General features: G+C 43.9%; 18 protein-coding genes. 15 read left to right on the top strand and 3 right to left on the bottom strand.

Annotated features, from left to right (window positions below; translation table 11 throughout):
• Positions 1 to 13: 13 nt before the first annotated feature.
• From B0I27_RS13050 to B0I27_RS13040, 3 genes are all read left to right on the top strand, one after another.
• Entirely contained in the window at positions 14 to 1921 is a 1908-nt protein-coding gene (locus tag B0I27_RS13050; RefSeq protein WP_106294066.1) for a beta-N-acetylhexosaminidase, read from the top strand.
• Between the two features lie 89 nt (positions 1922 to 2010).
• Positions 2011 to 3315, top strand: a complete 1305-nt coding sequence (locus tag B0I27_RS13045; RefSeq protein ID WP_245925512.1) for a sulfite exporter TauE/SafE family protein — start codon at positions 2011 to 2013, stop codon at positions 3313 to 3315.
• A gap of 17 nt (positions 3316 to 3332) precedes the next feature.
• The gene (locus tag B0I27_RS13040; protein ID WP_181276777.1) at positions 3333 to 3689 is read left to right on the top strand and encodes a diacylglycerol kinase family protein; all 357 of its coding nucleotides are present in this window, start codon (positions 3333 to 3335) and stop codon (positions 3687 to 3689) included.
• Here the strand turns inward: B0I27_RS13040 and B0I27_RS13035 are convergent.
• Both B0I27_RS13035 and B0I27_RS13030 read right to left on the bottom strand, forming a co-directional pair.
• Entirely contained in the window at positions 3660 to 4325 is a 666-nt protein-coding gene (locus B0I27_RS13035) for a DUF6266 family protein (RefSeq protein WP_106294062.1), read from the bottom strand. The two genes, B0I27_RS13040 and B0I27_RS13035, sit on opposite strands and share 30 nt — an antisense overlap.
• A gap of 27 nt (positions 4326 to 4352) precedes the next feature.
• Positions 4353 to 5015, bottom strand: coding sequence for a hypothetical protein (locus B0I27_RS13030; RefSeq protein ID WP_146133134.1), 663 nt, complete (start codon positions 5013 to 5015; stop codon positions 4353 to 4355).
• 505 nt (positions 5016 to 5520) lie between these two features.
• Here B0I27_RS13030 and B0I27_RS13025 point away from each other — a divergent pair.
• The 3 genes from B0I27_RS13025 (at position 5521) to uraH (ending at position 7096) form a co-directional block, all read left to right on the top strand.
• A complete protein-coding gene (locus B0I27_RS13025) occupies positions 5521 to 6090 on the top strand; it encodes a Crp/Fnr family transcriptional regulator (RefSeq protein WP_106294058.1) in 570 nt (189 codons plus the stop codon).
• Positions 6091 to 6151: 61 nt separating this feature from the next.
• Positions 6152 to 6676, top strand: coding sequence for a heme-binding protein (locus B0I27_RS13020; RefSeq protein ID WP_106294056.1), 525 nt, complete (start codon positions 6152 to 6154; stop codon positions 6674 to 6676).
• Between the two features lie 12 nt (positions 6677 to 6688).
• Positions 6689 to 7096 carry a hydroxyisourate hydrolase gene (gene uraH / locus B0I27_RS13015; RefSeq protein ID WP_106294054.1) on the top strand — a complete coding sequence of 136 codons (408 nt, stop codon included), beginning with the start codon at positions 6689 to 6691 and terminating at the stop codon, positions 7094 to 7096.
• A gap of 58 nt (positions 7097 to 7154) precedes the next feature.
• Here uraH and B0I27_RS13010 read toward each other — a convergent pair whose 3' ends face one another.
• Positions 7155 to 7394, bottom strand: a complete 240-nt coding sequence (locus B0I27_RS13010) for a hypothetical protein (protein WP_106294052.1) — start codon at positions 7392 to 7394, stop codon at positions 7155 to 7157.
• Positions 7395 to 7721: 327 nt separating this feature from the next.
• On the opposite strand from B0I27_RS13010, the gene B0I27_RS13005 reads away from it, so the two are divergent.
• From B0I27_RS13005 to tnpA, 9 genes are all read left to right on the top strand, one after another.
• A complete protein-coding gene (locus tag B0I27_RS13005; protein ID WP_106294050.1) occupies positions 7722 to 10046 on the top strand; it encodes a TonB dependent receptor in 2325 nt (774 codons plus the stop codon).
• Positions 10036 to 10344, top strand: a complete 309-nt coding sequence (locus B0I27_RS13000) for a hypothetical protein (RefSeq protein WP_146133133.1) — start codon at positions 10036 to 10038, stop codon at positions 10342 to 10344. The genes B0I27_RS13005 and B0I27_RS13000 overlap by 11 nt, the downstream gene beginning before the upstream one ends.
• Positions 10344 to 10637 (top strand): type II toxin-antitoxin system RelE/ParE family toxin, encoded by a 294-nt coding sequence (locus tag B0I27_RS12995; RefSeq protein ID WP_106294046.1) that lies wholly within the window; start codon positions 10344 to 10346, stop codon positions 10635 to 10637. The genes B0I27_RS13000 and B0I27_RS12995 overlap by 1 nt, the downstream gene beginning before the upstream one ends.
• A 13-nt stretch (positions 10638 to 10650) precedes the next feature.
• A complete protein-coding gene (locus B0I27_RS12990) occupies positions 10651 to 11703 on the top strand; it encodes a DUF6807 domain-containing protein (RefSeq protein WP_106294044.1) in 1053 nt (350 codons plus the stop codon).
• 861 nt (positions 11704 to 12564) lie between these two features.
• The gene (locus B0I27_RS12985) at positions 12565 to 16551 is read left to right on the top strand and encodes a hypothetical protein (RefSeq protein ID WP_106294042.1); all 3987 of its coding nucleotides are present in this window, start codon (positions 12565 to 12567) and stop codon (positions 16549 to 16551) included.
• Positions 16552 to 16583: 32 nt separating this feature from the next.
• A complete protein-coding gene (locus tag B0I27_RS12980) occupies positions 16584 to 20417 on the top strand; it encodes a DUF6443 domain-containing protein (RefSeq protein WP_181276776.1) in 3834 nt (1277 codons plus the stop codon).
• Positions 20401 to 20889 (top strand): hypothetical protein, encoded by a 489-nt coding sequence (locus B0I27_RS12975; RefSeq protein WP_106294038.1) that lies wholly within the window; start codon positions 20401 to 20403, stop codon positions 20887 to 20889. The genes B0I27_RS12980 and B0I27_RS12975 overlap by 17 nt, the downstream gene beginning before the upstream one ends.
• 42 nt (positions 20890 to 20931) lie before the next feature.
• Positions 20932 to 21267, top strand: coding sequence for a hypothetical protein (locus B0I27_RS12970; RefSeq protein WP_106294036.1), 336 nt, complete (start codon positions 20932 to 20934; stop codon positions 21265 to 21267).
• A gap of 265 nt (positions 21268 to 21532) precedes the next feature.
• Positions 21533 to 21838, top strand: a complete 306-nt coding sequence (tnpA, locus tag B0I27_RS12965) for an IS66 family insertion sequence element accessory protein TnpA (protein ID WP_146133132.1) — start codon at positions 21533 to 21535, stop codon at positions 21836 to 21838.
• Positions 21839 to 21999: the final 161 nt, after the last annotated feature.

The raw sequence follows: 21999 nt of genomic DNA, 5'->3' as shown, positions 1-21999 counted from the left end.
CATCCAAAAGAATATGAAGAAGAAACTGATTATCGCACTACTGTGCTGCGCCTTTACGGCCTCCGCCCAGCAGCGAACCAGAGACGTAGCCATCATCCCCGAGCCGGTGGAAATCATCAAACACACCGGAACGTTCACACTTCCCGAACACGTGATTATCAGGATCGGTACCAGCCCCGGTTTGCAGCATGTAGCCGATTTCCTCAAGGAGCGACTGAGAGTGCCTACCGGATCACACATCACCCTTAGTCCGCAGAACCACTCCGCAACCATCTATTTCCAGATCAACAGAGAACCCGATACGCTGATCGGCGACGAAGGTTATCGCCTTGAAGTGGGCCCGAAACAGATCATGATCAAGGCAAATAAGGCGGCCGGACTGTTTTACGCGTCCCAAACCCTGATACAGCTTCTTCCCAAAGAGATTGAAAGCGCGAAAGAAATGCAGAAAGTCAATTGGGAGATCCCTTGTATGGAAGTGACCGATTATCCGCGCTTCGGATGGAGAGGGATGATGTTCGACGTGTCGCGCCACTTCTTTACCAAGGAAGAGGTAAAGCGCTTTATCGACAACATGGTACGCTATAAATACAACCTGCTGCATCTGCACCTGTCTGATGACGAAGGCTGGAGAATCCAAATCAAAAGCCTGCCCAAGCTAACAGAAGTAGGTGCATGGAGCGTCAAGAAAGTAGGGTATTTCGGAAAGTTCAGTCCCCCCACAGCCAATGAGCCCCGTAACTACGGAGGCTTCTACACCCACGAAGACATAAAAGAGCTCGTAGAATATGCCAAGGCCCGCTTTGTAGACATCATGCCTGAGATTGATGTACCCGGACATAGTCTGGCCGCAATTGCTTCATATCCTGAACTATCCTGCACTCCGGAAGCAAAGAACTACGTAGTACGCTCAGGAGAACAAATTATGGACTGGTCACGCGGTGCACCTCCGATTGCCCTGGTCGACAATGCGCTATGCCCGGCAAACGAGAAAGTATACGAGTTTGTCGATAAAGTCGTGACCGAACTGGCAGAGCTTTTCCCATTTGAATACATTCACATGGGAGGCGATGAAGCAGCCCACAATTTCTGGGCGAAAAACCCGCAGGTGAAAGCCCTCATGCAGCGCGAAAACTTGAAAACCATGGAACAAGTACAGGGCTATTTCACCAGGAGAGTAGAAAAAATTGTCGCGTCGAAAGGTAAAAAGTTTATCGGATGGGACGAAATAGTACCCGGGGGAGTACCTTCGAGTGCAGCGGTAATGAGCTGGAGAGGGGTGAAGAACGGAATAGAGGCGGCGAAGGCAGGTCATGAAGTGGTGATGACCCCTATGCAAAACGCCTATATCGATCTGATGCAGGGAGACCCGGCGATAGAGCCCAGAAATTACGCTACTGTATTACTCAGTCAGTCCTACCAGCTGGAAGCACTACCAGACGGTGTAGATCCCAAACTGATAAAAGGGGGGCAAGCCAACCTGTGGACCGAACAAGTCTATAATATGCGGCAGGCTGAATACATGGCCTGGCCACGCGGATGGGCAATTTCCGAAGCACTGTGGTCGCCGACCAGGAAAAGAAACTGGAACGATTTTATTGGCCGCGTAGAAAAGCACTTCGAACGGATGGACATTGCCGAAGTAAAATACGCCCCCTCCATGTACGATCCAATCGTGAGTGCAAGTCGCAACAAGAACAGAGAGCTGGTAGTAAGCCTCACGCCCCAGATTGAAGGACTCGATATTTACACCAGTTTCGACAACTCTTTTCCCGATCATTTTTATCCGAAATATGCCGCACCGTTGGTCGTTCCAAAAGACGCATCGACCATGCGGGTCATTACCTACAGAGATAAAAAACCGATTGGAAGGATGATGACGATCTCTGTTTCAGACCTGGAAAGTAGGGTAAAGAAATAAATAAAATTTCAATCTATCATTATGGTAGAATTTATATACTTTTGTGAAGAGGGCATGTGTCCCTCTTTTTTTTGACTAAAATTTACCAGATGCAGCAAGTTCCGGAGATATCAAAGCTCAATGGTGTAGAAAATAAGAGTTTTGAGATCTTAGCAGTCGGAGAGAGCTCTGAAGTCTCGAAAGCCATCTCTGCCTTAGCTTATAAAAACAAAGACATCGTCGTCGACCTCCTGAAGGTAGAGGGTGAAGACTTTGCTTTGGACGCTGAGAACCTCGCACCGGAAATTCGCGCTTTTCACAACGCCTACACGGATGATCTCATAACGTATTACGACCTGATCGTTTTGCAGTACGCCGATACAGCATTGGTCAGAACCATATTAAAAGACGCCAGCGACGCCGGCGTAATGGTATCGACACTTAACGCACCCGCACCCTCAGCTAACACCGCAGCAGTAAATACACATCAAAAAGAGGCCGTAGCTGCACGAAATAAAGAAGAAAACTATTGGCGCAAGATTGCCAACAGATGCCTCTTTGCACTGGCATTCATTCTGCTTGGCCATGTAGTTTCATCCTACTACCCGCTGCACAATTTTGCGGGCGACTTCAGAATATTTGTTCAGAACCTCGATCTCGATGCAGCCTTCGGCTGGATGGTGCTTGCCGGTTTCGTAGCGCAGATGGTCGATGGAGCCTTAGGGATGGGTTACGGCGTAATATCCACAACGGTATTGCTTTCGACAGGACTTAACCCCGCAGCTATTAGCGGGAGTATACATACCGCTGAGATGTTTTCCAGCGGCGCATCAGGTTATAGCCATTACCGCTTCGGCAATATCAATAAAAAGCTCTTTAAAGCTCTGGTTCTTCCAGGCGTATTAGGAGCTGTAATAGGAGCCACCTTACTCGCCTACCTGGGCGAAGAGTACGGCGAATGGCTTCGTCCCGTTCTATCTCTGTACACCCTCTTACTCGGTTTACGCATCCTGGTGAACGCCTTCAAGAAGCGCAGAGAATCACAAAAAGTTAAAAACGCCGGCTGGTTAGCAGGAGCAGGTGGTTTTCTGGATTCCTTCGGAGGAGGAGGCTGGGGACCGCTCGTTACCAGTACCCTGATATCCAAGGGAAAAACCCCGCGCTATATCATCGGAACGGTCAGCCTTACGGAGTTCTTTGTTACTTTCGGAAGTGCGCTTACCTTCTTCATTATTCTGGGTACCAGTCACATCGAAACTATAGCAGGACTGATCATCGGCGGACTTCTTGCGGCGCCTCTGGCAGCGCGACTAGCCGGAAAGCTTAAGACAAAAACCATGCTGATCAGCGTAGGTGTGTTGGTTATTATTTCCAGTGTACGTACGATGTGGAAAACCATTAGCGCCCTGTACTAGTCATGAGCCGGTATTGGATGGCCCGGTATAAAAGTATCCTCTTTGCGGTGGCTGGAATCCGAACGTTTTTCAGCAAGGAAGTGCATGGCAGGCTTCACCTGATCCTGGCGCTGATCGCTATCTCCCTATCATTTCTCTGCGGATTAAATGCGCTGGAGTGGCTCTTCATTCTTCTTTCCCTTACCCTGGTGATCGTTACGGAGATGTTCAATACCTGCATAGAGCGGATCATGGACTATCTGAACAAAAACTATGACCCCAGGATCAAGGTCATCAAGGACGTCGCTGCCGGAGCCGTTCTGGTAGCTGCAATATTTGCCATTGTTGTATCCGCTGTAATTCTGTTACCCAAACTTTTCGATCTCGTTTTCTGATTCCGTCTTCGCACAAACCTTCATATAGAAGGTTGGAGAGCTGATGCCCCTGGGTGAAGTGAAGAAAATATACGCATGGCAGATTTCCTCCTCGCCAATCGCGGATGAGCTAATTTCCGCCTGTGCATCCCTGCGCAGGTATTGCCCTACCAACACCAGCGGGAGCCATTTTTTCGGACAGAAGATCACGATAGTTGCCTCATCTTCCGGAGAGGAACTGAAGGAGCGTACCTCAGGATTCCAGCTTATTCGTACCGAGTCAGGGCTCAGGCGCTGTACTCTGGCGTCCGACGGCTTCGGTAAGGCCCCGTCACTAAGTTTGATACGCGAAAAGATAATTCCTCCGCATCCTGGATGAAGCGCATACCGTGAATTATAACTTATGGCCTCGTTCGTGATGGTTCCTCTGGTTTTCTTTTTTTTATCCCAGCCTTTGTTTAGTGCATCCTGAACCTGATAAAGGAAGGTCGTTAAATCCGGAAAGCGTTGTCTCTGGATGATCTGCGCCTCAGAAGGCTTTCGTTTTTTAACCAGCGTCAATCCCTTTATATAGTCAATATCCCGCCAGTTACTACCTATTACGCTGCCCACCTTGCCACTATATGGACCATTTGGTCCGCCTTTTAAAATTGCCATCGTTGTATTTTCTTGATTCTGATTCGTTTACCACGCCCAACGTGGATCTTTATTTCTGAGCATTTCATTACCCCGGTAGCCGTCGAGGGGCAGGTAGTTGTCTTGGTACGCTGTCGCTGGCTGGCTGGGATCAGGCGGAATATGGTACGCGGCGATCAATTCTGCGGGTGAAAACTCTTTGATATTAAGTACTTTGTATTCTCCCGCCGCGCCCTGAATATAATAGTGAAGCGACATGCAGGCGATTGCGAGTGAACCGGGAGGAAGGCATTCATCGAAATTCCAGTCAAAACCCTCGAATTGCGGCTGCCTGATCTCCACTTCCCTGAACCCCAGTGGTATATAGAATTCATTCCGGAAGTCGAAAGCGTATTGTGTTATCCTGACGGTGCAACCGATGTTGAAGCCCGACTTGGGATAGCTGAGTTCTTTTCTAACCTGGAACCCTGGTAGGGTGACATTCAGCATGTTGTTATCAAGAATGGTAACCAGGGGACGCACTTTCAGTAGCTTATTCAATGGTGCATGCTGGTTGAATTGAAGCCCGATCAGCGGCTGGGTGCTCGCATCGTGTATGTCGCGCCGCCCGGATTCGGCCTCAGGAGACTGGCAGAGCGCTGCGATCACAGCTCCGTTAAAACGATTGTTCAAACTGCCGTCCAGTCCAGTGTGGTATGTGGCGAGCGCCATGCGCATCGCTCTGGCCGTGTTACTGGCTAAACCGAATTCGGAACTCGAAGCTATAGATGGTCCGGTTTGCGTCTGGCTTTTAGTCGCTTGTGATAAGACTTGCTGGTTATTGACCCGACGTAAAATGCTGTCGCCTTTTTTGCCGCGCCAAAATCCGTCTTTGTCTCGAATGGCCATGATAAGTTTAGGTTGGTTTATTTAATAAGAAACATAATCTGGTTTCAAAAAGTTATTATAAATGAAAATTTAGTTAGTGGAGGCATGGTGACCAAATTGGGGGCAGGGAGTGGGTAAAGCCAGAGTGAGGCCGCAGTGAGGCCACAGTGAGGCCACCTTTTCGCGGAAAAACGTGGCCTCACCGTGGGAGCAAGCTGGGAGAGATGTGGTTGGAAGGAGAAGCTGACCAAAAGTTGTCCAAAGCCACGTGTCCAGCTTGCTAAAGCTGCATAAACCTCAAGCCTTTTTGCTAGATTTATCGACGTTTGATTTTGGCCGGTTGATAGGTATGTATTTAATACTAAGAAAGTTTCTTGAAAGTAAGATGGAGATCGACAGCCAAACGCTTGATGCGGTTTGTTCCTATTTCAAGCCATTCAAAGCGAAGAGAAATGAAATCCTCCTGAATTACAATCAGGTGTCCCGGCATTACTACTTTATTAACAAGGGCAGTATCCGGTTGTTTACCAATACTCAGGAGGGGCATGAGATCTCGAGATATTTTGCATTTGAAGGTAATTTCGTCACAGCTCTGCCCAGCTTTATTGATCAGCAACCTGCGGAAGAGTTCATGCAGGCTATTGAAAGTTCCGAACTGCTTCGCATCTCCAGGGAAGATTTTTATCACTTGGTTGATACCATGCCCGGCTTCACTAAAATATATACCGAAATATTAGAACTCGGATTTATCGTGGCTCAAAAGAGGATTTACGGATTTCAAGGATCTGATGCCATGCAAAAGGTTAGATGGATCATTCAAAACCAACCTAAAATATTAGTCAGAGTATCCAATAAGCTGGCCGCTTCTTACCTCGGCATTTCCCCTTCTACCTTAAGCAGAATAAAAGCAAAACTCTAAAACGTTGACATAGGACAAGCATTGCTAATCTTAACACCATTAGCTTTGTTAAAAATCTTCTATGAAAATTCTGCTCGCTCTTTTATTATCTTCAACAGTGTGTTTGGGGCAACAGCGCCCTGAGAAGCCGTTGACTCCGATTACCGCCGACAGCTATGTGAAGACGTCGGACAACTTAACATTGAAAGCGGCATTCGAAATAGCCGCACGTGCGACTCAATCTGCATCTTCATTAGATAAGAACGTTTCTATTGCCGTTCTGGATGCTTCAGGAACAACGCTCTTACTGATGAAAGGTGATGGTGTTGGTCCTCATAATACCGAAGCGGCCAGGAGAAAGGCATTTACCGCTTTGTCGACTAAAACGCCCACACTTGTATTGCTACGAAAGGCGGAATCAAACGTTGATACAAAAAACCTAAACAGTCTGCCCGAGCTGTTATTGCTAAGCGGCGGAGTGCCTCTTTGGTACAAAGGAAATGTGATAGGGAGCATTGGTGTAGCTGGGGGTGGGAGTCCGGAAAATGATGACCTCATCGCGAAATCTGCCGGTCTAACTGAATTGGGTATTACTTCAACAAAATAAAACAAAAAACAGATGAAAAAACTAATGTTTACAGCCATTCTGGCCATGTTCTCTCTGATGACATTCGCTCAGAATACCAGTTATCAGCTATCTAGTCATATACTGGACGTTTCGAAGGGTTCTCCGGCAAGTGGAGTGAAAATCAGATTGGAGCAATATTGTAAGCAGAAAAATAAGTGGTCTTTTGTAGATGAGAAAATTACCGACAAGAACGGGAGAATCACGAAATTTCTAAGCGCTGAAAAGAAAAACAGGGGGATTTACAAACTTACCTATTATACAAGCGACTACTTTAAACGTAGCAATACAGAGAGCTTTTACCCCTTTATCGAGGTTGTGTTCCAGATTAAAGATGGTGATCACTATCATGTGCCGATAACGCTTTCTGCGTATGGTTATTCCACATATAGAGGAAACTAAGGATATTCATACAGCGAACAGATTCGCGATTATCGAATAAGATAAATGAGAGCTTGTATCATTGATACAAGCTTTTCACGTAAGTGATTACCCTTGCCCGGCCCGTTTTACCTTTGCCTTTGGAAGCGATAGCGAGTCGTATTTTATAGAAGCCGTTGTCTAGAGCTATTCCCTTCTCGGGATTATCAGCAAGGCTTTCGATCAGTTCCGCCAAATCCTTTTTAAGCGATGGATATTTTTTGGCCAACCTTTTAGCCTGTTTGTCAAAAAGCGGGATTGACGAAACATTATAGCTCATTCAGTAGATCTTTCGCGGGTCGAGCCTTAAGCTTTCCCTGTTCTATTAATTTAAGTTCAGGAACTCCTTCTTTGAGTTCCTGTAATATCTGTCCTTTGGTAGGCTCTTCTCATATTAGAGAGATTCCAAATTCCGGTATTGCTTTTTCAGTTCTTTCCATTCGTCGATTCCAGGATACGCACAGGGATAAGCTCTAAACTTTCATTATATTCTTACCAGGCATTACTTTGTTTATGATATACGTCATTGTTTCGAATGACAAAGCGTTGTATAGACCATCGTTTGTTTTTTATACATTGACATCGTAAATCTTTTCATAACTATTTGATGAATAGGGTTTTGGTTTGGTTTTTATCGCTACTTTTTTATGTAAGTCAGGGCTACGGGCAGTCCTTTTCGATAAAGGGAGCTGTGAACGACCCGGATGAAGTAGCCCTGCCTTATTCAACCATTTCGCTTTATCAGGATTCGCTAGTTAAAAGAGTTTGTATCACAGATTCTTTAGGACAATACGAGTTCGGCAGTTTGTCTGCAGGATCTTACACGATAACAGCTTCATACCTCGGATACGAAAGCATCAGTCAGGCCATCAGCTTAAAAGAATCGATAATGCTGAAACCGCTTCGGTTTACGCAATCAGCCACAGGTTTGGAAGAGGTAGTCGTATCAACTCGTATGCCTGGCATCCGGCGGGGAGCGGACAGGTATATCGTCGACATGCAAAATACCATAGTAGCTAAAAATAAAAATGCGCTTCAGGCATTGAACTATTCTCCAGGCGTCATTGTGGGCAGAAACAACATCATTACGCTGAATGGAAAGGATAACGTGGTGGTAATGCTGAACGGTAGGAAAATGAATATGACGCAGAGTGATGTTTCCTCTTTTCTTGGTGGCTTGCGTGGTGACGATATCGAACGGATAGAGGTGATATCAGCACCGGGCGCTCAGTACGACTCGGAAGGTCAGGGAGGGGTTATTGATATTTACCTGAAGAAAAGTGTGCGAAGAGGAATCAGCGGAAGCATTTACAGTACTCAGGACCAGGCGCACTATCTGTCGCCGTCTGTAGGAACATCACTGAGTTACGGTCGGGATCAATGGACTTTTTACGGTTCACTGGCCTATCGTCGCGACAGGGATTTTACCAGGCAGAGTGAGGAGGTCAGTTATCCTTTGGCTTTTGAAACCCAGTCTTCGGCTGAAAGAAATAAGTCTTTGGGAAATACCTATAATTATCGCGGCGGTGTGCAGTTCTCGCCGTCGACGGAACATACGTTCAGTCTGGAGGCTTACGGTAATTTGGGAAGAAGTCAATCCGACGGTTACTCTTCGGTGCGTGTCCGCTCGCCTCAGGTTGATTCAGTGCTGATTTTAAGTTCCGATAGAGAACAGGAGAAGGCGACAGCTTCTTATAGCCTAAACTACCGGTATAAGGATGCAAGGGGTCGTAGCCTAACCTTCCTGAGTGATTATACCACGGTGAAGAATTCTCCGGTTAACTATTATGAGTATTCCGGGAGCGGTGAGTATAATGTGCGGAAAGAACAGATCTCGGACAACGACTATTATATTTTCAGCTCACAATTAGATTTTATACAACCGCTTGGTAACAGTTTTAAGTTTTCCGTGGGAGCGAAGTATTCGATTCTGAAGGCCACAATAGATGAAGTTTTTGATGCATATCGTTATTCTTACCGGTACAAGGAGGATCTGGCGGCCGGTTACTTCAGCGTGGATTATAAGAGTAAGCAATGGGAAGGAAGTATGGGACTGCGTGCTGAGTATGACCACCGTGATGCGGTTGGGAAAGGAGATGATAGTATGGCCTTGTTTCCTACACTTTTGTTGAAATACAATGCCAGTGAGAAGTTCTATCTGTCTGCCAATTACGGAAAGCGGATTAACCGTGCGCCTTACCGTTCGCTGGTCCCCTATTTTTCCTTCTCGACGCCGTTTTTTATTCAGGAGGGCAATCCGGGACTAAAACCTTCGATTGTGCACGCTTTCGGCTTCAACATGGGCTACTCGTCGTGTTTTTTGTCATTTAATTACGATGAGATCTCTGATAATATCTATTATTTGTCGGAGTACGATCCGGCGACCGGTATCCGGCATGGGAGAAACGCGAATATTGAAGAGGGGCAGATTCTGAGCGTAAACCTGAGTGTTCCGTTAGTTCTTTTTGAATGGTGGGAGAGCTTTACCAATGTGCTTTACCGGTATAAGCGTTTTGAAGACCAGGAATATTTGCTTTTTTCAAAGAACCGGATGGTGATGTTGAGGTCCGGTCATTCTTTTTCGTTACCTGCTGATGTGGATCTAGAGGTCACGGGAACAGTGATGAGCAGTCCCTTAGCCGGACCAATGATTAAACAGCAGGGAGGCTTTATGTTGGATGCCGGGATTTCCAGGGATTTTTATAAAAAGAAGTTGAATGTCTCGCTGAGTATGGAAGATATAACAGGTTTGCTGAACGATTTCAGAGAAACAACCGCTTATAACGGGTATCTGAGTGAATCGCTGCAGTTCTCGAATTCGCAGGTGGTATCGCTGTCTGTTAGGTATAATTTCAGTGGGGGAAAGGATTTGAAGGTGGGAAATAATAAGAGCTCTAACCAGCAGGAGCAGTCGAGGGTAAATGAAAAGTAAGTCTGCAACTTTTGCAATGAACAGATTGAAAATAATAAATGCTAACTTTATGGAAGTTGTTATTATGGATATTGAATTAAAATACAGAATAGTAGAAAAGATCATTCAGAGCAACGATGATACCCTGCTTAATGAAATTAAGTCATTGGTTGGTCTTTCAGAGGGAGACTTTTGGGGCGATCTGCCTGTGGAAGTACAAAAAGCTGTAAATAAGGCAAAAGCAGAGTTGGATCGGGGGGAGGGCGTTCCCCATGACCAAGTTATGGCAGAAATGAAGGCACGTTATCTTAACAGATAATGGATTATTCTGTTACCTGGTCTCCCACAGCTAGGGTTTCCTACAATTATATTCTCGAATACCTCGATGAAAAATGGACGGCAAAAGAGATAGAAGCTTTTATAAACCGTACAGAAGAAGTAATAAACTATATCTGCGATAATCCCCTGCTATATCCTTATTCAAAAGAAAGCGATACGCATCGATGTGTTTTAGTAAGGCAAGTGAGTTTGCTTTACAGGGTGAAAACTAACTATATTGAGCTTTTGGTATTCTGGGACAACCGTCAGGATCCTGCAAAATTGCTTCTGTAACCAGTTATTGCTTATGAAAACCTACATTAAGTCAGTCGTTTTGCTCTTTGCCAGCTGTTCTTTAATGATTACTTCCGTCGCTCAACAAGCTTCAAAAAAACGCTTTGCTATTTCAGAGAATAGCGCAGAAAAGCGTATTGACATATTCGTAGATGATAAGCCTTTTACATCCTACATATATCCGGATGTGCTGACTAAACCAGTTTTGTATCCAATACGTACATCCCGCGGTACGTTGATCACCAGGGGATGGCCGATGGATCCGCGACCGGGAGAACGCGTTGATCATCCGCACCATGTTGGGATGTGGTTCAACTATGGGAACGTGAACGGGCTGGATTTTTGGAACAGTGTTCCGAATATGCCTGCGGAGAAAAGAAGTGCTTATGGTGTTATCCGGCACCGTCGGGTTGTTAGTATGAAGAGTAGCGATGAACATGCAGAGCTGGAGGTTGAGCTTGATTGGGAGAAGCCTGACGGGAAGGTACTGTTGAAGGAAAATACGCGGTTTGTATTTTCCGGAGAGGGAGATATGCGGACTATAGAGCGTCTGACGAAGTTAAGGGCTGTTGGGGAGGACGTGTCCTTTGCCGATGATAAGGAAGGGTTGTTCGGGATTCGCTTGTCGCGGGAGCTGGAGCACCGGTCTGAAGAGCCCTGGGTTTTTACGGATTCTTTGGGAAGGGTAAACAAGAAGGCGGCTGTCCATAATGAAGGGATTACGGGGGTTTACACGAGTAGTGAGGGGAAGATCGGGAATGATGTATGGGGAACCAGAGGGCATTGGGTGCGTGTGGATGGGACCATATCCGGTGAAGCTATTTCGGTGGCTATACTTGATTATAAGGATAATCCGGGGTACCCCACATATTGGCATGCGAGAGGCTACGGTTTGTTTGCTGCGAATCCCCTAGGGCAGAAGGCGTTTAGTAAGGGAGCGAGGGAGCTTAATTTGAAGGTAGCCAAGGGGCAGATGGTGAGTTTTAGGTTTAAGGTTTTGATTTATTCAGGCGGTCATCTAAGCGATGATCGAGTAAGGAATGGGGCTAAATTGTTTGATAAGTGAGGAAAACTCTTATAACAACTTCACTGTGGGATTTTCGTTAGTTTTATTGCGTTTATATACCTGAAAAATTCTACCTGCGGAAGATAACTAAACGGCCTCATTTTAGGAAAATCACGCTGACCGAAACGAATGCCGGCCTTTCGCTGTAACCTGGTTAATTACAACAGCATTCAGATAAAATAGGTGATTAAGAAGACAACTATAACTCAAAGCGTATAATTCGAGAATTAACTGGTAATGAAGTATTCTCTTATCTGGTGTCCCATAGCCAGCTTTACATATCAAGAAAAAAAGCCTGTTTTATCCTGAAATTTATATGATTCAATTAAAAGGTTTTTAACAATAAAACAGTTCCGAACTTGCCTGTGTGAGAACCTGAGCATGAAATCATATCTAACCTCAACCTTGTTAACCGTTCTGAGGCCTCGGTAGATGGCCAGCCTTTAACTTCCTAGGGTGGTCATAGATGGGGAACAGCATCTAGGGGAGACATCATGTCATCTCCAATCTGGCTTGTGAAGAGCAGGATCAACAGAATCCCATTATGTAAAGCCACAAATTTCAAAAAAATTCTAAAAATATCTTTACTGCAGTGTGTTTGCAGTGAAGTCTTTTAATATTGCTTTATCACCAATTCCAAGTAGTAATACCTAACCTATTACGACTAGTTAACTTGTTTAGGTGGATTCAGCTTAGAAGTTAGCTAGTGTTGGTCTGGAACTTTAAATCTTACTTAGATATAACCTCTTATGCATAAAACCGTGAATAAATAAAAAATCCCTTGGAAGCCGAGATGCCAGCTTGACAAATTATCTGAATTGCATACTAAACCAAGTTTATAATTAACTACAAAATTCAATAATGGAACTCAAATACATTATTTTACCACTATTCATCTTTTTTACCAATGTGCTTTATGGTCAGCCTGAGATACCAGTTAAGCTGAACAGCGGTACAACTAATGTAAATATTCCTCTTGCTACAATTACGGACCGTGGGCTTTCCCTCCCTATATCCCTAAGCTATAATTCAAAAGGTGTTAGGGTAACCGATTTGGAATCTGGGCCCGACTTTGTTGGCATCAACTGGAATATTAATGCCGGTGGCAGCGTCAGCCGTAAGGTTAACGGTCTTCCGGACGATTATATGTCCGCAAGCAAAAAGGGCTGGCTTATCGATAATACGGCGAAAGCAGTTACTGACTACGTGATAACCTCCGACCATTCGCAAACAACCTGTACCGATGAAGCAGGAGATTGGGACAAATTCAACTCTCCAACAGGATTCCTATTGGTTGATACAGAGCCAGATGAATTTACTATCCAACTGCCGGGGAAGTCCATAAAATTCGTTTTTGATCAGGACAAAATTATTAGAACGATGCCTTGTGATGACATTAAGATTATACCTTACTACATGCACAGCGGAGGTAACTCACAGATTTCAAAGTTTGAAGTGATCACTAATGACGGGAAAAAGTATGTTTTCGAGGAACGGCAATATACACTAAAAGGGTCCAAATATTTTGTCGACTTAGATGGTTTTGTTACTGAGTCGGATTATACCTTGAATGATTATTCAGGGCTATTTAAAAGAGATTACTATTTTTATAGAGAAGTCCCGGAAACAAACAATTCTTACAAACCATCACTTCGAGGAGTGCATTTTGTATCGGCTTGGTACCTTACAGAAATCATATCACCGCAAAAAGGCAAGATATCTCTTAGTTACGATAATGTTCAATATTCATATCCGAGGCCCCCTTACTCCGGATTTGGTCCTGAAATTAAGGATACTGTTTTTCATGCACTCAAGTTATGGGATCATGACGGTGTTTCGGATCATGACGCCAATATCGTGACCCGCGAAAGTACGCTTCGCAAGCGGGTAAGGGAGATTTCTGCAGAAAGTGGCGACCTGATTTATTTCGATTTTTACAAAGATGACCAACACGATAATCCGAATGAGCAGGGGCAACGAAAATTAAACTGGGTATGTCGACGTATTAGCTTTTATAAAGGTGCGGGCCCCGCTAAACAGGAGCTATCCAAAACCTTTGCTCTGGATTACTTTGTCACTAGCGACCCTACAGAAAATAATCCTTCAAGACGAACTTTCCTTAAATCGGTGCAAGAGTCATCTGCACAATGTAACAGCTTTCCACCCTATCAGTTTGAATATTATGGCGTATATGGAACCCAATCGGTTTTTCCAAAGACGTCATCGGTGAAGATGGACTATTGGAACTACTTTAATGACTATTTTTATGATAGCCCCTTTAACCCTACACCACAATTAATAATAAATGGTCAAACTTTAGTGGGCATAGACCGAAGTGTAAATCCAAATACGGTAAACGCGGGGAGTTTGGCAAAAGTTGTGTTCCCTCCTGGTGGCTCTGTTGCATTTCAATATGAACCAAATACTTATTGGAATGGTTCGACCTCTGTATATGGTCCAGGAGTGAGGATAAAAAAGATGATCTATTATGATGATGTTACTAACGTCAATAATAAAACCGTAGAATACGATTATCAGATGGCAAATGGCCAGACTAGCGGCCACGTGTCTTATCCTACCATCTTTACAATAAATACCTCTCTGGGTATGTTACGTACCGCCAATAACCTTGGTGGAGAGGAAAATGTAGTTTATCAGCGAGCTACCGTCAAAGAAAGCGGCCGGGGAAAAACAGTATATGAATATCTGTCTCCCCCAGTGTCTCCACAGTCTGACTACTATTTGGACTCCAATACACCAGACTACCAGTGGAGCGCAACCAAGTCAAGGCCGGTGAGACATCAACGCTTTAATGTGTGTGAAGAAAGAAGTTTCTACGGTGATGGCCTTTATCAATATCCTTTCGCCCCGAATCCTAATTATGATTTCAATTATCCATTGCTACAAAAGAAAATCATATACAATGAATCGGGTAAGATTGAGGTGGAACAACATTATGAGTATCAACGATTACCCGGTACCCCAATAAAAGTAAAAGCGATACGGGCAGGGTTTACTTACTCTGATGATATGTATTTGGCGGAGTATTATCATTTAGCCAACACCGATCGCGTAATCAAATCTGAGAAAACAATCACCTACGATCCTACAGATATCACTCTAAAGTCGGAACGTAAAACAGCGTACTTCTATGAAAGTCCTTATCATAAGCATATAAGCCGAAAAACGCAGCAGAATAGCGACGGGTCTGTCACGCAAACCAAGATTAAATACGTGCAGGATTATCCGATTGTAAACGCGAACGATGATGCCACCAAAGCGCTTCAAAGAATGCAAGCTAACTTTATAAATATCCCGGTTGAAACCATTGAATCCGTTACCCGTTCAGGATTGGAGAAGGTCACCCAGGCAACGCTCTTCAAATTTAAGTTCATCGGTACCTCATTACCCGGTTTGCTGGACGCAATCTATGAATTACCGGTAGTTCAAAGTTTCACGGCTTCAGGCATCACAACTTTGGGTTCAATGCAAAGCTTCTCAGCCGACCCAAATTATGTTTTAGTAAAGAAGATCGAAGAGTATGATGAAGTGGGTAATCCTCTGACCATATCTGATGGTAAAAAGTTTAAGCGTTCTTTTCATTGGGGATATGACAAACGTTTGCCCGTGGCCGAAATTACTAATGCATCCTGGGCAGACGTTGTTTATAATGCTGGCGAACAGATGGCGTCAAGCAATGAGATTGACTTGACTGATGGCATCAGGCACTCCTATCATGGTTTCATTGGATCTTCCGGGGTCGGGCTTACAGAAGATTACTGGTTGGAAAAGACAATTCCGCTACCTGCTTACAAGAAAGTGCGGATTTCTTTCTGGATTTGGTCAGACGATCTTGGCCAACTAGTGATATCACTAAACGGAACCACCGGAGGGTCTAAATTTATTATACACGAATATAGCGGCGATCAAAAATGGCATCGTTTTGATACCGTTGTGGATTTAAGTGACTTCAGCGGCTCTTTGCTTATCACGCTTTATCCCGGAGACTACATCAGCATTGATGACCTTGCGATATACCCAGCCGATGCATCCATTAAAACTTACGACTATAGCCCGGTATTGGGTAAAACATCAGAAACCGATTCGAGAGGATCTACTTTCTTTTATGAATATGACAACTTAGGAAGAATTAAGTATGTAAAAGATAAGGACAAAAATATACTTAAGGAGATGGAGTATAAAAATAAATATGACACTCCTTGGGTGTATTCTTCTGAATTCAATGCTTCAATGATTGCAGAAAATGCTGACTGGATGACAAAGGAAGATAGTAAGATGTATACCGAAGATACCTGGCTATTTTCCCCGACTAATATTTGTATACCAGATGTAAGCCATTCCTGGTATATTAACAATGCGCTTATGGGCTCCGCAAGCACACTGCAATATAAGTTTACAACAGCTGGTACTTACATCTTCAAGCACAAAACCAACCATCCTGTTTACGGGGAAATGACTACTGAAGTAACAAAGCAAGTATTACCGACAACTATTATAGTAGCTGTAACCACTACCGGCTCAAATATTATTAGAAGGTGTGATTATGAGGATAACTTTAATAATGCGAACAGAACTTTTAATGCCCAGGTTATTGCGGGTACATCACTAGGTACACTAACCTATAAATGGTACTACGTGAAAGATAGCAATCCTAATGAAAAAATTGCATTGACCAATTGGGCGCAAACAGGTAGTTCCATTATTTTGAGTTACCCGTTTAGCTACAAGGTGTATTGTGAGGTTTCCAATGGATCTGGACAAGATGATATAAGAGGTTATTCCAACAAGCTAGGCATTGTCTTCACTGAATGTACAATAACACCTTGATCAATCATAAACCTATCACAGACCTAAATAAAATGAGAACCAACAGAATTTATCTGTTACTAACATTTTTGTTAGTAAACCTGACTCAGAGTTTCGCTCAGGTTACCTGGGAGTATGGAACCAATATTTATAAAGATGCGTACGATGGCAAGTCATTAAAAGCTTTGAATTCGATCGTCCTTACGGATGGCTTTGAAGTACTAGCTGGTGCTACATTTACCGCTACTATAGACAATCCGTCAGCTCCGGCCCCAGTTAATTTAAGTCAACTAAATTATACCAAGACCACCATCTTATTAAAAGATGGTAAAAAAACGGCGAGTGATATCATCCTCACTCCTTTAAGCGATAAACTAGTAACCTACGTATATGAAGATGGGTTTGGAAGGCCAATTCAACAAGTGAATGCAGGCGCGAGCCCTTCTGGGTTTGATATGGTGCAGCATGTTGCCTATGATCAATATGGGGATCAGTCTGCTCAGTTTTTGCCTTATGTTAGCAACACCAGAAATGGAGCCTACCAGGCAGACGCAGGGGGGCAACAATTGGAGTTTTATAGCCGGAATGGCGATAAGATTGCCAATGACGCCAAGCCGTATTCTACGGCCATGTACAATGATTCTCCGATTGCGCGATTGTTAGAGCAAGGAGGACCGGGTGCCGACTGGCAACTTGGAAGCGGGCATACCCTTAAGGTTGACCTGGCTCTGAACAAAGGTTCTGACGGTGTGTTGATAGCTACAGCTAGTGGCTTTAACGGCACGTATGCGGCCGGTGCTCTTGGCGTTAATAAAACAACAGACGAAAATGGGCACCATGTGTTGCAGTTTTATGATAATAAGGGGCGTTTGCTGTTGAAGAAAGTGCAGTTGGATGGAACGATAACTGAGAATGGTCAAACAAACAACGTCGCCTACCTGGAAACATATTATGTCTATGATGATTATAGCCGGTTGATTTACCAAGTGCCTCCCAAAGCTACTGCTAAACTGAGAGCTGGTGCTACCTGGAATGCCGGTTTTATCGATGAATGGCTTTTTGAATATAAGTATGATGCTAAAGGCAGGCTTGTTGCTAAAAACCTACCAGACGCGGGCCCTGTTTATATTTGCTATAACACGCTTGATCAACCCGTCTTGGTTCAGAACGCTCAACTCAGGGCTTCAAATAAATGGTTCTATTCTAAATACGATAGCAAAGGACGCGTTACAAGCGAAGGGGTTTATAGCTATACTGATCCCGGAACCACCGGTAACACCCCGCAGGCAAAGCTACAGGACTATCTGGACGGCATCAATTATAGTACAACGCATTATTATGAAAAAACGCAGGCTGCTACAGAACATGGATATTCAAACCGTGTTTTTCCAACGACGGGCATATCAGATCTAAGGGTTTACTATTACGATGGGTATGATTTTAATGCAGACGGAGATGACGATTATTCTTATACCGCACAAAGTTTGCCAGGCGAGAAGATTAATCCGGCAGGCTCTGCGTTCGATTTACCTACAGGTGTAAAAAAGCGAACTATAGGTACCAGCAACTGGACGGTAAAGTACACCTTTTATGATTCTGATGGCAGACCGATACAAGTGCGGGCCAATAACCATCTTTCTGCAACAGTGGATAATGTTCACACAACGATTTATAATTTTGTAGGCCAGACAACAGTTGCTAAAAAAACCGTCAGAAGTAGTGGCAGTTCTGTTGTGAACGTGGTGAACAAACTGGAGTATGAACATTATGGACGGTTAAAGAAAGTTTATCAAAGCAATAATGGCTCAGCAGACCAATTAGTAGCACAGTATGACTATAATGAGCTGGGGCAAGTGGTAGACAAAAAATTGCATGCAATTGCTGCAGGTTTTTTGCAATCTATAGATTACCGGTATCACATCCGCGGTTGGTTAACGCACATCAACAATAGTAAACTACATGAGGATGACAATAACGATGATACGAATGACCTGTTTGGCATGGAGTTCCTCTACAATCGGGTTGAGGCGGGCCTTAACGATCAGAGCGGAGACAAGCTTAACTGGAATGGAGCGCTTTCTGCTGTTAAATGGAAAGTACAATCAAGCGGTACTTACGCCACAAGTTCTGGAAATCCGGTGAGAGAGCGCAGCTACAAGTTTCGCTATGATAAAGTAAACAGATTAGTATCGGCTTTTTATCAGGGATTTTCAGGCACCGGCTGGACGGAGGAAGTAGGCGGCTACGATGAATCTGCCACGTATGATCATAATGGCAATATTTTGTCTTTGAAACGATATCAGTTGAGCAACCAAAGCTCGCAACGTACTTTAATAGACGATTTGATTTATCATTATGCCAGTGGCTCCGGTAACTGGCTTAAAAAGGTGGAAGACGTCAGCAGCAACCAGGAAGGTTTTAAGGATGGAGCCAATTCGCAGGATGAATATGGTTACAATGATGAGGGAAGCCTGACCCGCGATAATAACAAAGGAATTTCACAAATAATCTATAACGACTTGGGCAAGGCCGAAACCATTCATTTTACCGATGGTCGGAAGATAGAGTATAGCTATGATGGTTTTGGTTCCCGCATTAAAAAGAAGGTGTATGCAGCAGGCAACAATACCGCCTTTAAGGTAGTTGATTATCTCGGCAACTTTGTGTACGAAGGCGGTGCTCTGGCTTATTTTTCAATGCCAGAAGGCCGCGTGCGTACAGATGGTGGGTTATTTGTTTATGAATATTATATCCGGGATCACCAGGGCAACGTTAGGGTATCATTCGATGCCTGGAATAATGGCGGCACTACGGTAGCCAGGCTTGTTCAAGAGAACCATTATTATCCATTTGGTTTAAGTATGAAGGGGATGGCCATCAGTATCGCCCAGCCAACCTCGCCAAACAAAAGCCGGTACAATGGCGAAAGTGAACTACAGGATGATTTCGCGGACGAACCCAACTGGTATAGCATGCCCTACCGGGACTACGACCCTGTGCTCGGCAGGATGAATGGCGTTGACCCGTTGGCAGATGCTTATGCTTCCTGGAATCCATACAATTATTCTTTTAATAACCCGGTCAATCTCAACGACCCAACAGGCGCAGCACCGGAGGATAGTCGTCCATTGGACGAACAGTTGGAGGGGCGGACACTAGAGGATTACTTAACTGAAATGTTGAATGAATCCAAATACGGCTATAGTTACAATGCGGACAAGGGATGGCATGAAAAGACCGAAGAAGATGCATATATTAGCTTAATAAAATTTTTGGATGATAACGCTTTATGGGGTAAGTCGGAGGCTGTGAAAGTAATTTTGACTGCCCATCCTGAATTGAAAGGTTTTGCAGAAGCATATAAAAACAGTATCAAGTTAAAGGAAGTTACAGTTACGGCTAGGGTGGCTAACAAGGGGGGAATAGATGTAGCAAATGCAATAGATGCTGGACTAGGAATTTTAGGAGGAGTAGGAGAAGTGGCTCTAGGATTAGGAGGAGAAGTATTTACAGGAGGCCTAAGTACTGCCTTAGTGATAGATGGGGCAATAAGAATTGGTTTAAATGGCTCTAAATTAATGGCTGCTATGCAAGGAGATAGTCGCGGAGCTAATTCAATGCCTACAAATATTGGAGCGCTTTTAGGTAAAGGAATAGATAGGATTAATGGTGTTCCTATGCAAAAAATTGGAATAGCACAGTCATCTTTTGGATTAGGAAATGATGTAGCATTAATGATAACTCCTATAGGAAATGCAGGCGCATGGAAGAGTGTACTGAGTAATCCATCTCCTTATAATCTCATTGGCTTAGGTGGATCGTATTACGGTGGGACTTATGGAACTTATAATAATTCAAAATCTGTTTTAGATGCAATTAGAAAATAGTAGAACCTTCACGATAACAGATGAAGGAAAAAAAGTAATTCAAAAATCTATTTCTTCGTTTAAGCGAAGCATATTTTTAGTTACGCCATTATTTATTTTAGTTAACTATTTGATTGCTTATAGGGTCGTATATGACTCTGTAAGTATCGCCAATACTGCATTCTGGCTAGTTTTTATTCCTCTAAGTATCATAAGTTCTTTTTTTACTATTTTTTTTCCTCTTAAAGCAATCAATAGATATCAATCGATTGTAGCAGTTATAAATCAAACGAATGACTATATTGAGATTATTAGTTATAGTGGAGATAAAATCGTCCTTAGTAGAGAGCTTTATAAAATAAATTTAGATCACTTTAGGTTGAAAAATCAGTTAAGTGAATCAATTATGATTTGTAACCAAAATAAATCTTATTCAATTGTAGAGTCTTTATTTAAAGAATATTCAGTGATAAAGGCTATAATGTTTGAATAAGACAACAAGTGGGGAGATTGGCTGGACAACCTGCAAACAACCTTGGATGTTGCCGGCATTGCCGATCCTACAGGCCTTGCGGATTTGGCGAATGCTACTATCTATGCAGGTAGAGGGCAATGGGGAAATGCCGGTATTAGTGCAATAAGGATATTGCCCTATGAGGGAGATTTAGGAAAGGCTGGAAGGCTTGCTAGCAAGGTGTTAAATGCTGCAGAATTAGCAAGGATACAAAATGTGGCAAATAGAATAGGTAAACCCATCAATGTTGTGGGAAGAGTAGATCACATTGCCGACGGACCGATAGACGCCGCAAGCCCGGACGGATATATCCCGAACGCTGCCTCATATTCCCATTTTGGCGGAGACTTTTTTTAAAAAGTCATTCTCCACTTCAGCTGCTCGATCTGTGCGTAGAGTTTCTCCGTATCGACTGTTTCGCTCGCTTCAGCGGAAGATCCTGGACGATCAAAATGCCCGCTTTTCTAGAAGCTCTGACTTCCACTTCGAAATAACGATCGGACTAACATCAAACTTCTTACCCAATTCGGCTAAAGTTTGCTCGTTCTTAATGGCTTCCAAAGCCACTTTGGCTTTAAATGCGTAACCGGCCGACCAACCGCGTATTGATTGATCATCTTGAATGAACTTACTTTGCGGGAAAGACAGAGTAATGGATCAAAGAACACGCATGAAAGCAGAAGTAGAGCGTTGGCGCCAGAGTGGACTAACGCAAAAAGAGTTCAGCCAGCAGCTGGGAATAAAGGTAGCCACATTTGCCTACTGGGTATCGCGAAACAAAGAAGAAAGCAAGACTGGATTTGTTCCACTATGTCCGGGACAAAGAGATCCAGCAAGCGAAATAGAAATCACTTACCCCAACGGCGTTCGGCTTAAAGTCTCCTCATCCGATCCAGGGACTCTCTCCCGGCTCATTCATCTGTATTAATGTTCAGCCTGAACTCCTCGCACCAGTACTATCTTTATCAAGGGTACTGCGATATGCGCGTATCCACCCGACGAACTACAGCTTGCCAGCCTCAATTAGTTTCTTATAGTTCTGTGGATACAGGTCTCTGATGTTCTTATGATTGATGGACATGAGGTTTT

The organism is Arcticibacter pallidicorallinus (assembly GCF_003002875.1).
Lineage (GTDB): Bacteria > Bacteroidota > Bacteroidia > Sphingobacteriales > Sphingobacteriaceae > Arcticibacter > Arcticibacter pallidicorallinus.
The sequence above is the reverse complement of the archived record's forward strand: the minus strand, read 5'-3'. Positions and strand labels throughout refer to the sequence as shown.

What these genes read in the sequence shown, in the direction of transcription:
- B0I27_RS13035 (WP_106294062.1), bottom strand. Translation starts at nt 4,325, where the DNA reads ATGGCAATTTTAAAAGGCGGACCAAATGGTCCATATAGTGGCAAGGTG.
- B0I27_RS13010 (WP_106294052.1), bottom strand. Translation starts at nt 7,394, where the DNA reads ATGAGCTATAATGTTTCGTCAATCCCGCTTTTTGACAAACAGGCTAAA.
- B0I27_RS13020 (WP_106294056.1), top strand. Translation starts at nt 6,152, where the DNA reads ATGAAAATTCTGCTCGCTCTTTTATTATCTTCAACAGTGTGTTTGGGG.
- B0I27_RS13050 (WP_106294066.1), top strand. Translation starts at nt 14, where the DNA reads ATGAAGAAGAAACTGATTATCGCACTACTGTGCTGCGCCTTTACGGCC.
- B0I27_RS12980 (WP_181276776.1), top strand. Translation starts at nt 16,584, where the DNA reads ATGAGAACCAACAGAATTTATCTGTTACTAACATTTTTGTTAGTAAAC.
- tnpA (WP_146133132.1), top strand. Translation starts at nt 21,533, where the DNA reads ATGAACTTACTTTGCGGGAAAGACAGAGTAATGGATCAAAGAACACGC.
- B0I27_RS12985 (WP_106294042.1), top strand. Translation starts at nt 12,565, where the DNA reads ATGGAACTCAAATACATTATTTTACCACTATTCATCTTTTTTACCAAT.
- uraH (WP_106294054.1), top strand. Translation starts at nt 6,689, where the DNA reads ATGAAAAAACTAATGTTTACAGCCATTCTGGCCATGTTCTCTCTGATG.
- B0I27_RS13040 (WP_181276777.1), top strand. Translation starts at nt 3,333, where the DNA reads ATGGCCCGGTATAAAAGTATCCTCTTTGCGGTGGCTGGAATCCGAACG.
- B0I27_RS12975 (WP_106294038.1), top strand. Translation starts at nt 20,401, where the DNA reads ATGCAATTAGAAAATAGTAGAACCTTCACGATAACAGATGAAGGAAAA.
- B0I27_RS13000 (WP_146133133.1), top strand. Translation starts at nt 10,036, where the DNA reads ATGAAAAGTAAGTCTGCAACTTTTGCAATGAACAGATTGAAAATAATA.
- B0I27_RS13005 (WP_106294050.1), top strand. Translation starts at nt 7,722, where the DNA reads ATGAATAGGGTTTTGGTTTGGTTTTTATCGCTACTTTTTTATGTAAGT.
- B0I27_RS12995 (WP_106294046.1), top strand. Translation starts at nt 10,344, where the DNA reads ATGGATTATTCTGTTACCTGGTCTCCCACAGCTAGGGTTTCCTACAAT.
- B0I27_RS13030 (WP_146133134.1), bottom strand. Translation starts at nt 5,015, where the DNA reads ATGGCGCTCGCCACATACCACACTGGACTGGACGGCAGTTTGAACAAT.
- B0I27_RS13045 (WP_245925512.1), top strand. Translation starts at nt 2,011, where the DNA reads ATGCAGCAAGTTCCGGAGATATCAAAGCTCAATGGTGTAGAAAATAAG.
- B0I27_RS12990 (WP_106294044.1), top strand. Translation starts at nt 10,651, where the DNA reads ATGAAAACCTACATTAAGTCAGTCGTTTTGCTCTTTGCCAGCTGTTCT.
- B0I27_RS13025 (WP_106294058.1), top strand. Translation starts at nt 5,521, where the DNA reads ATGTATTTAATACTAAGAAAGTTTCTTGAAAGTAAGATGGAGATCGAC.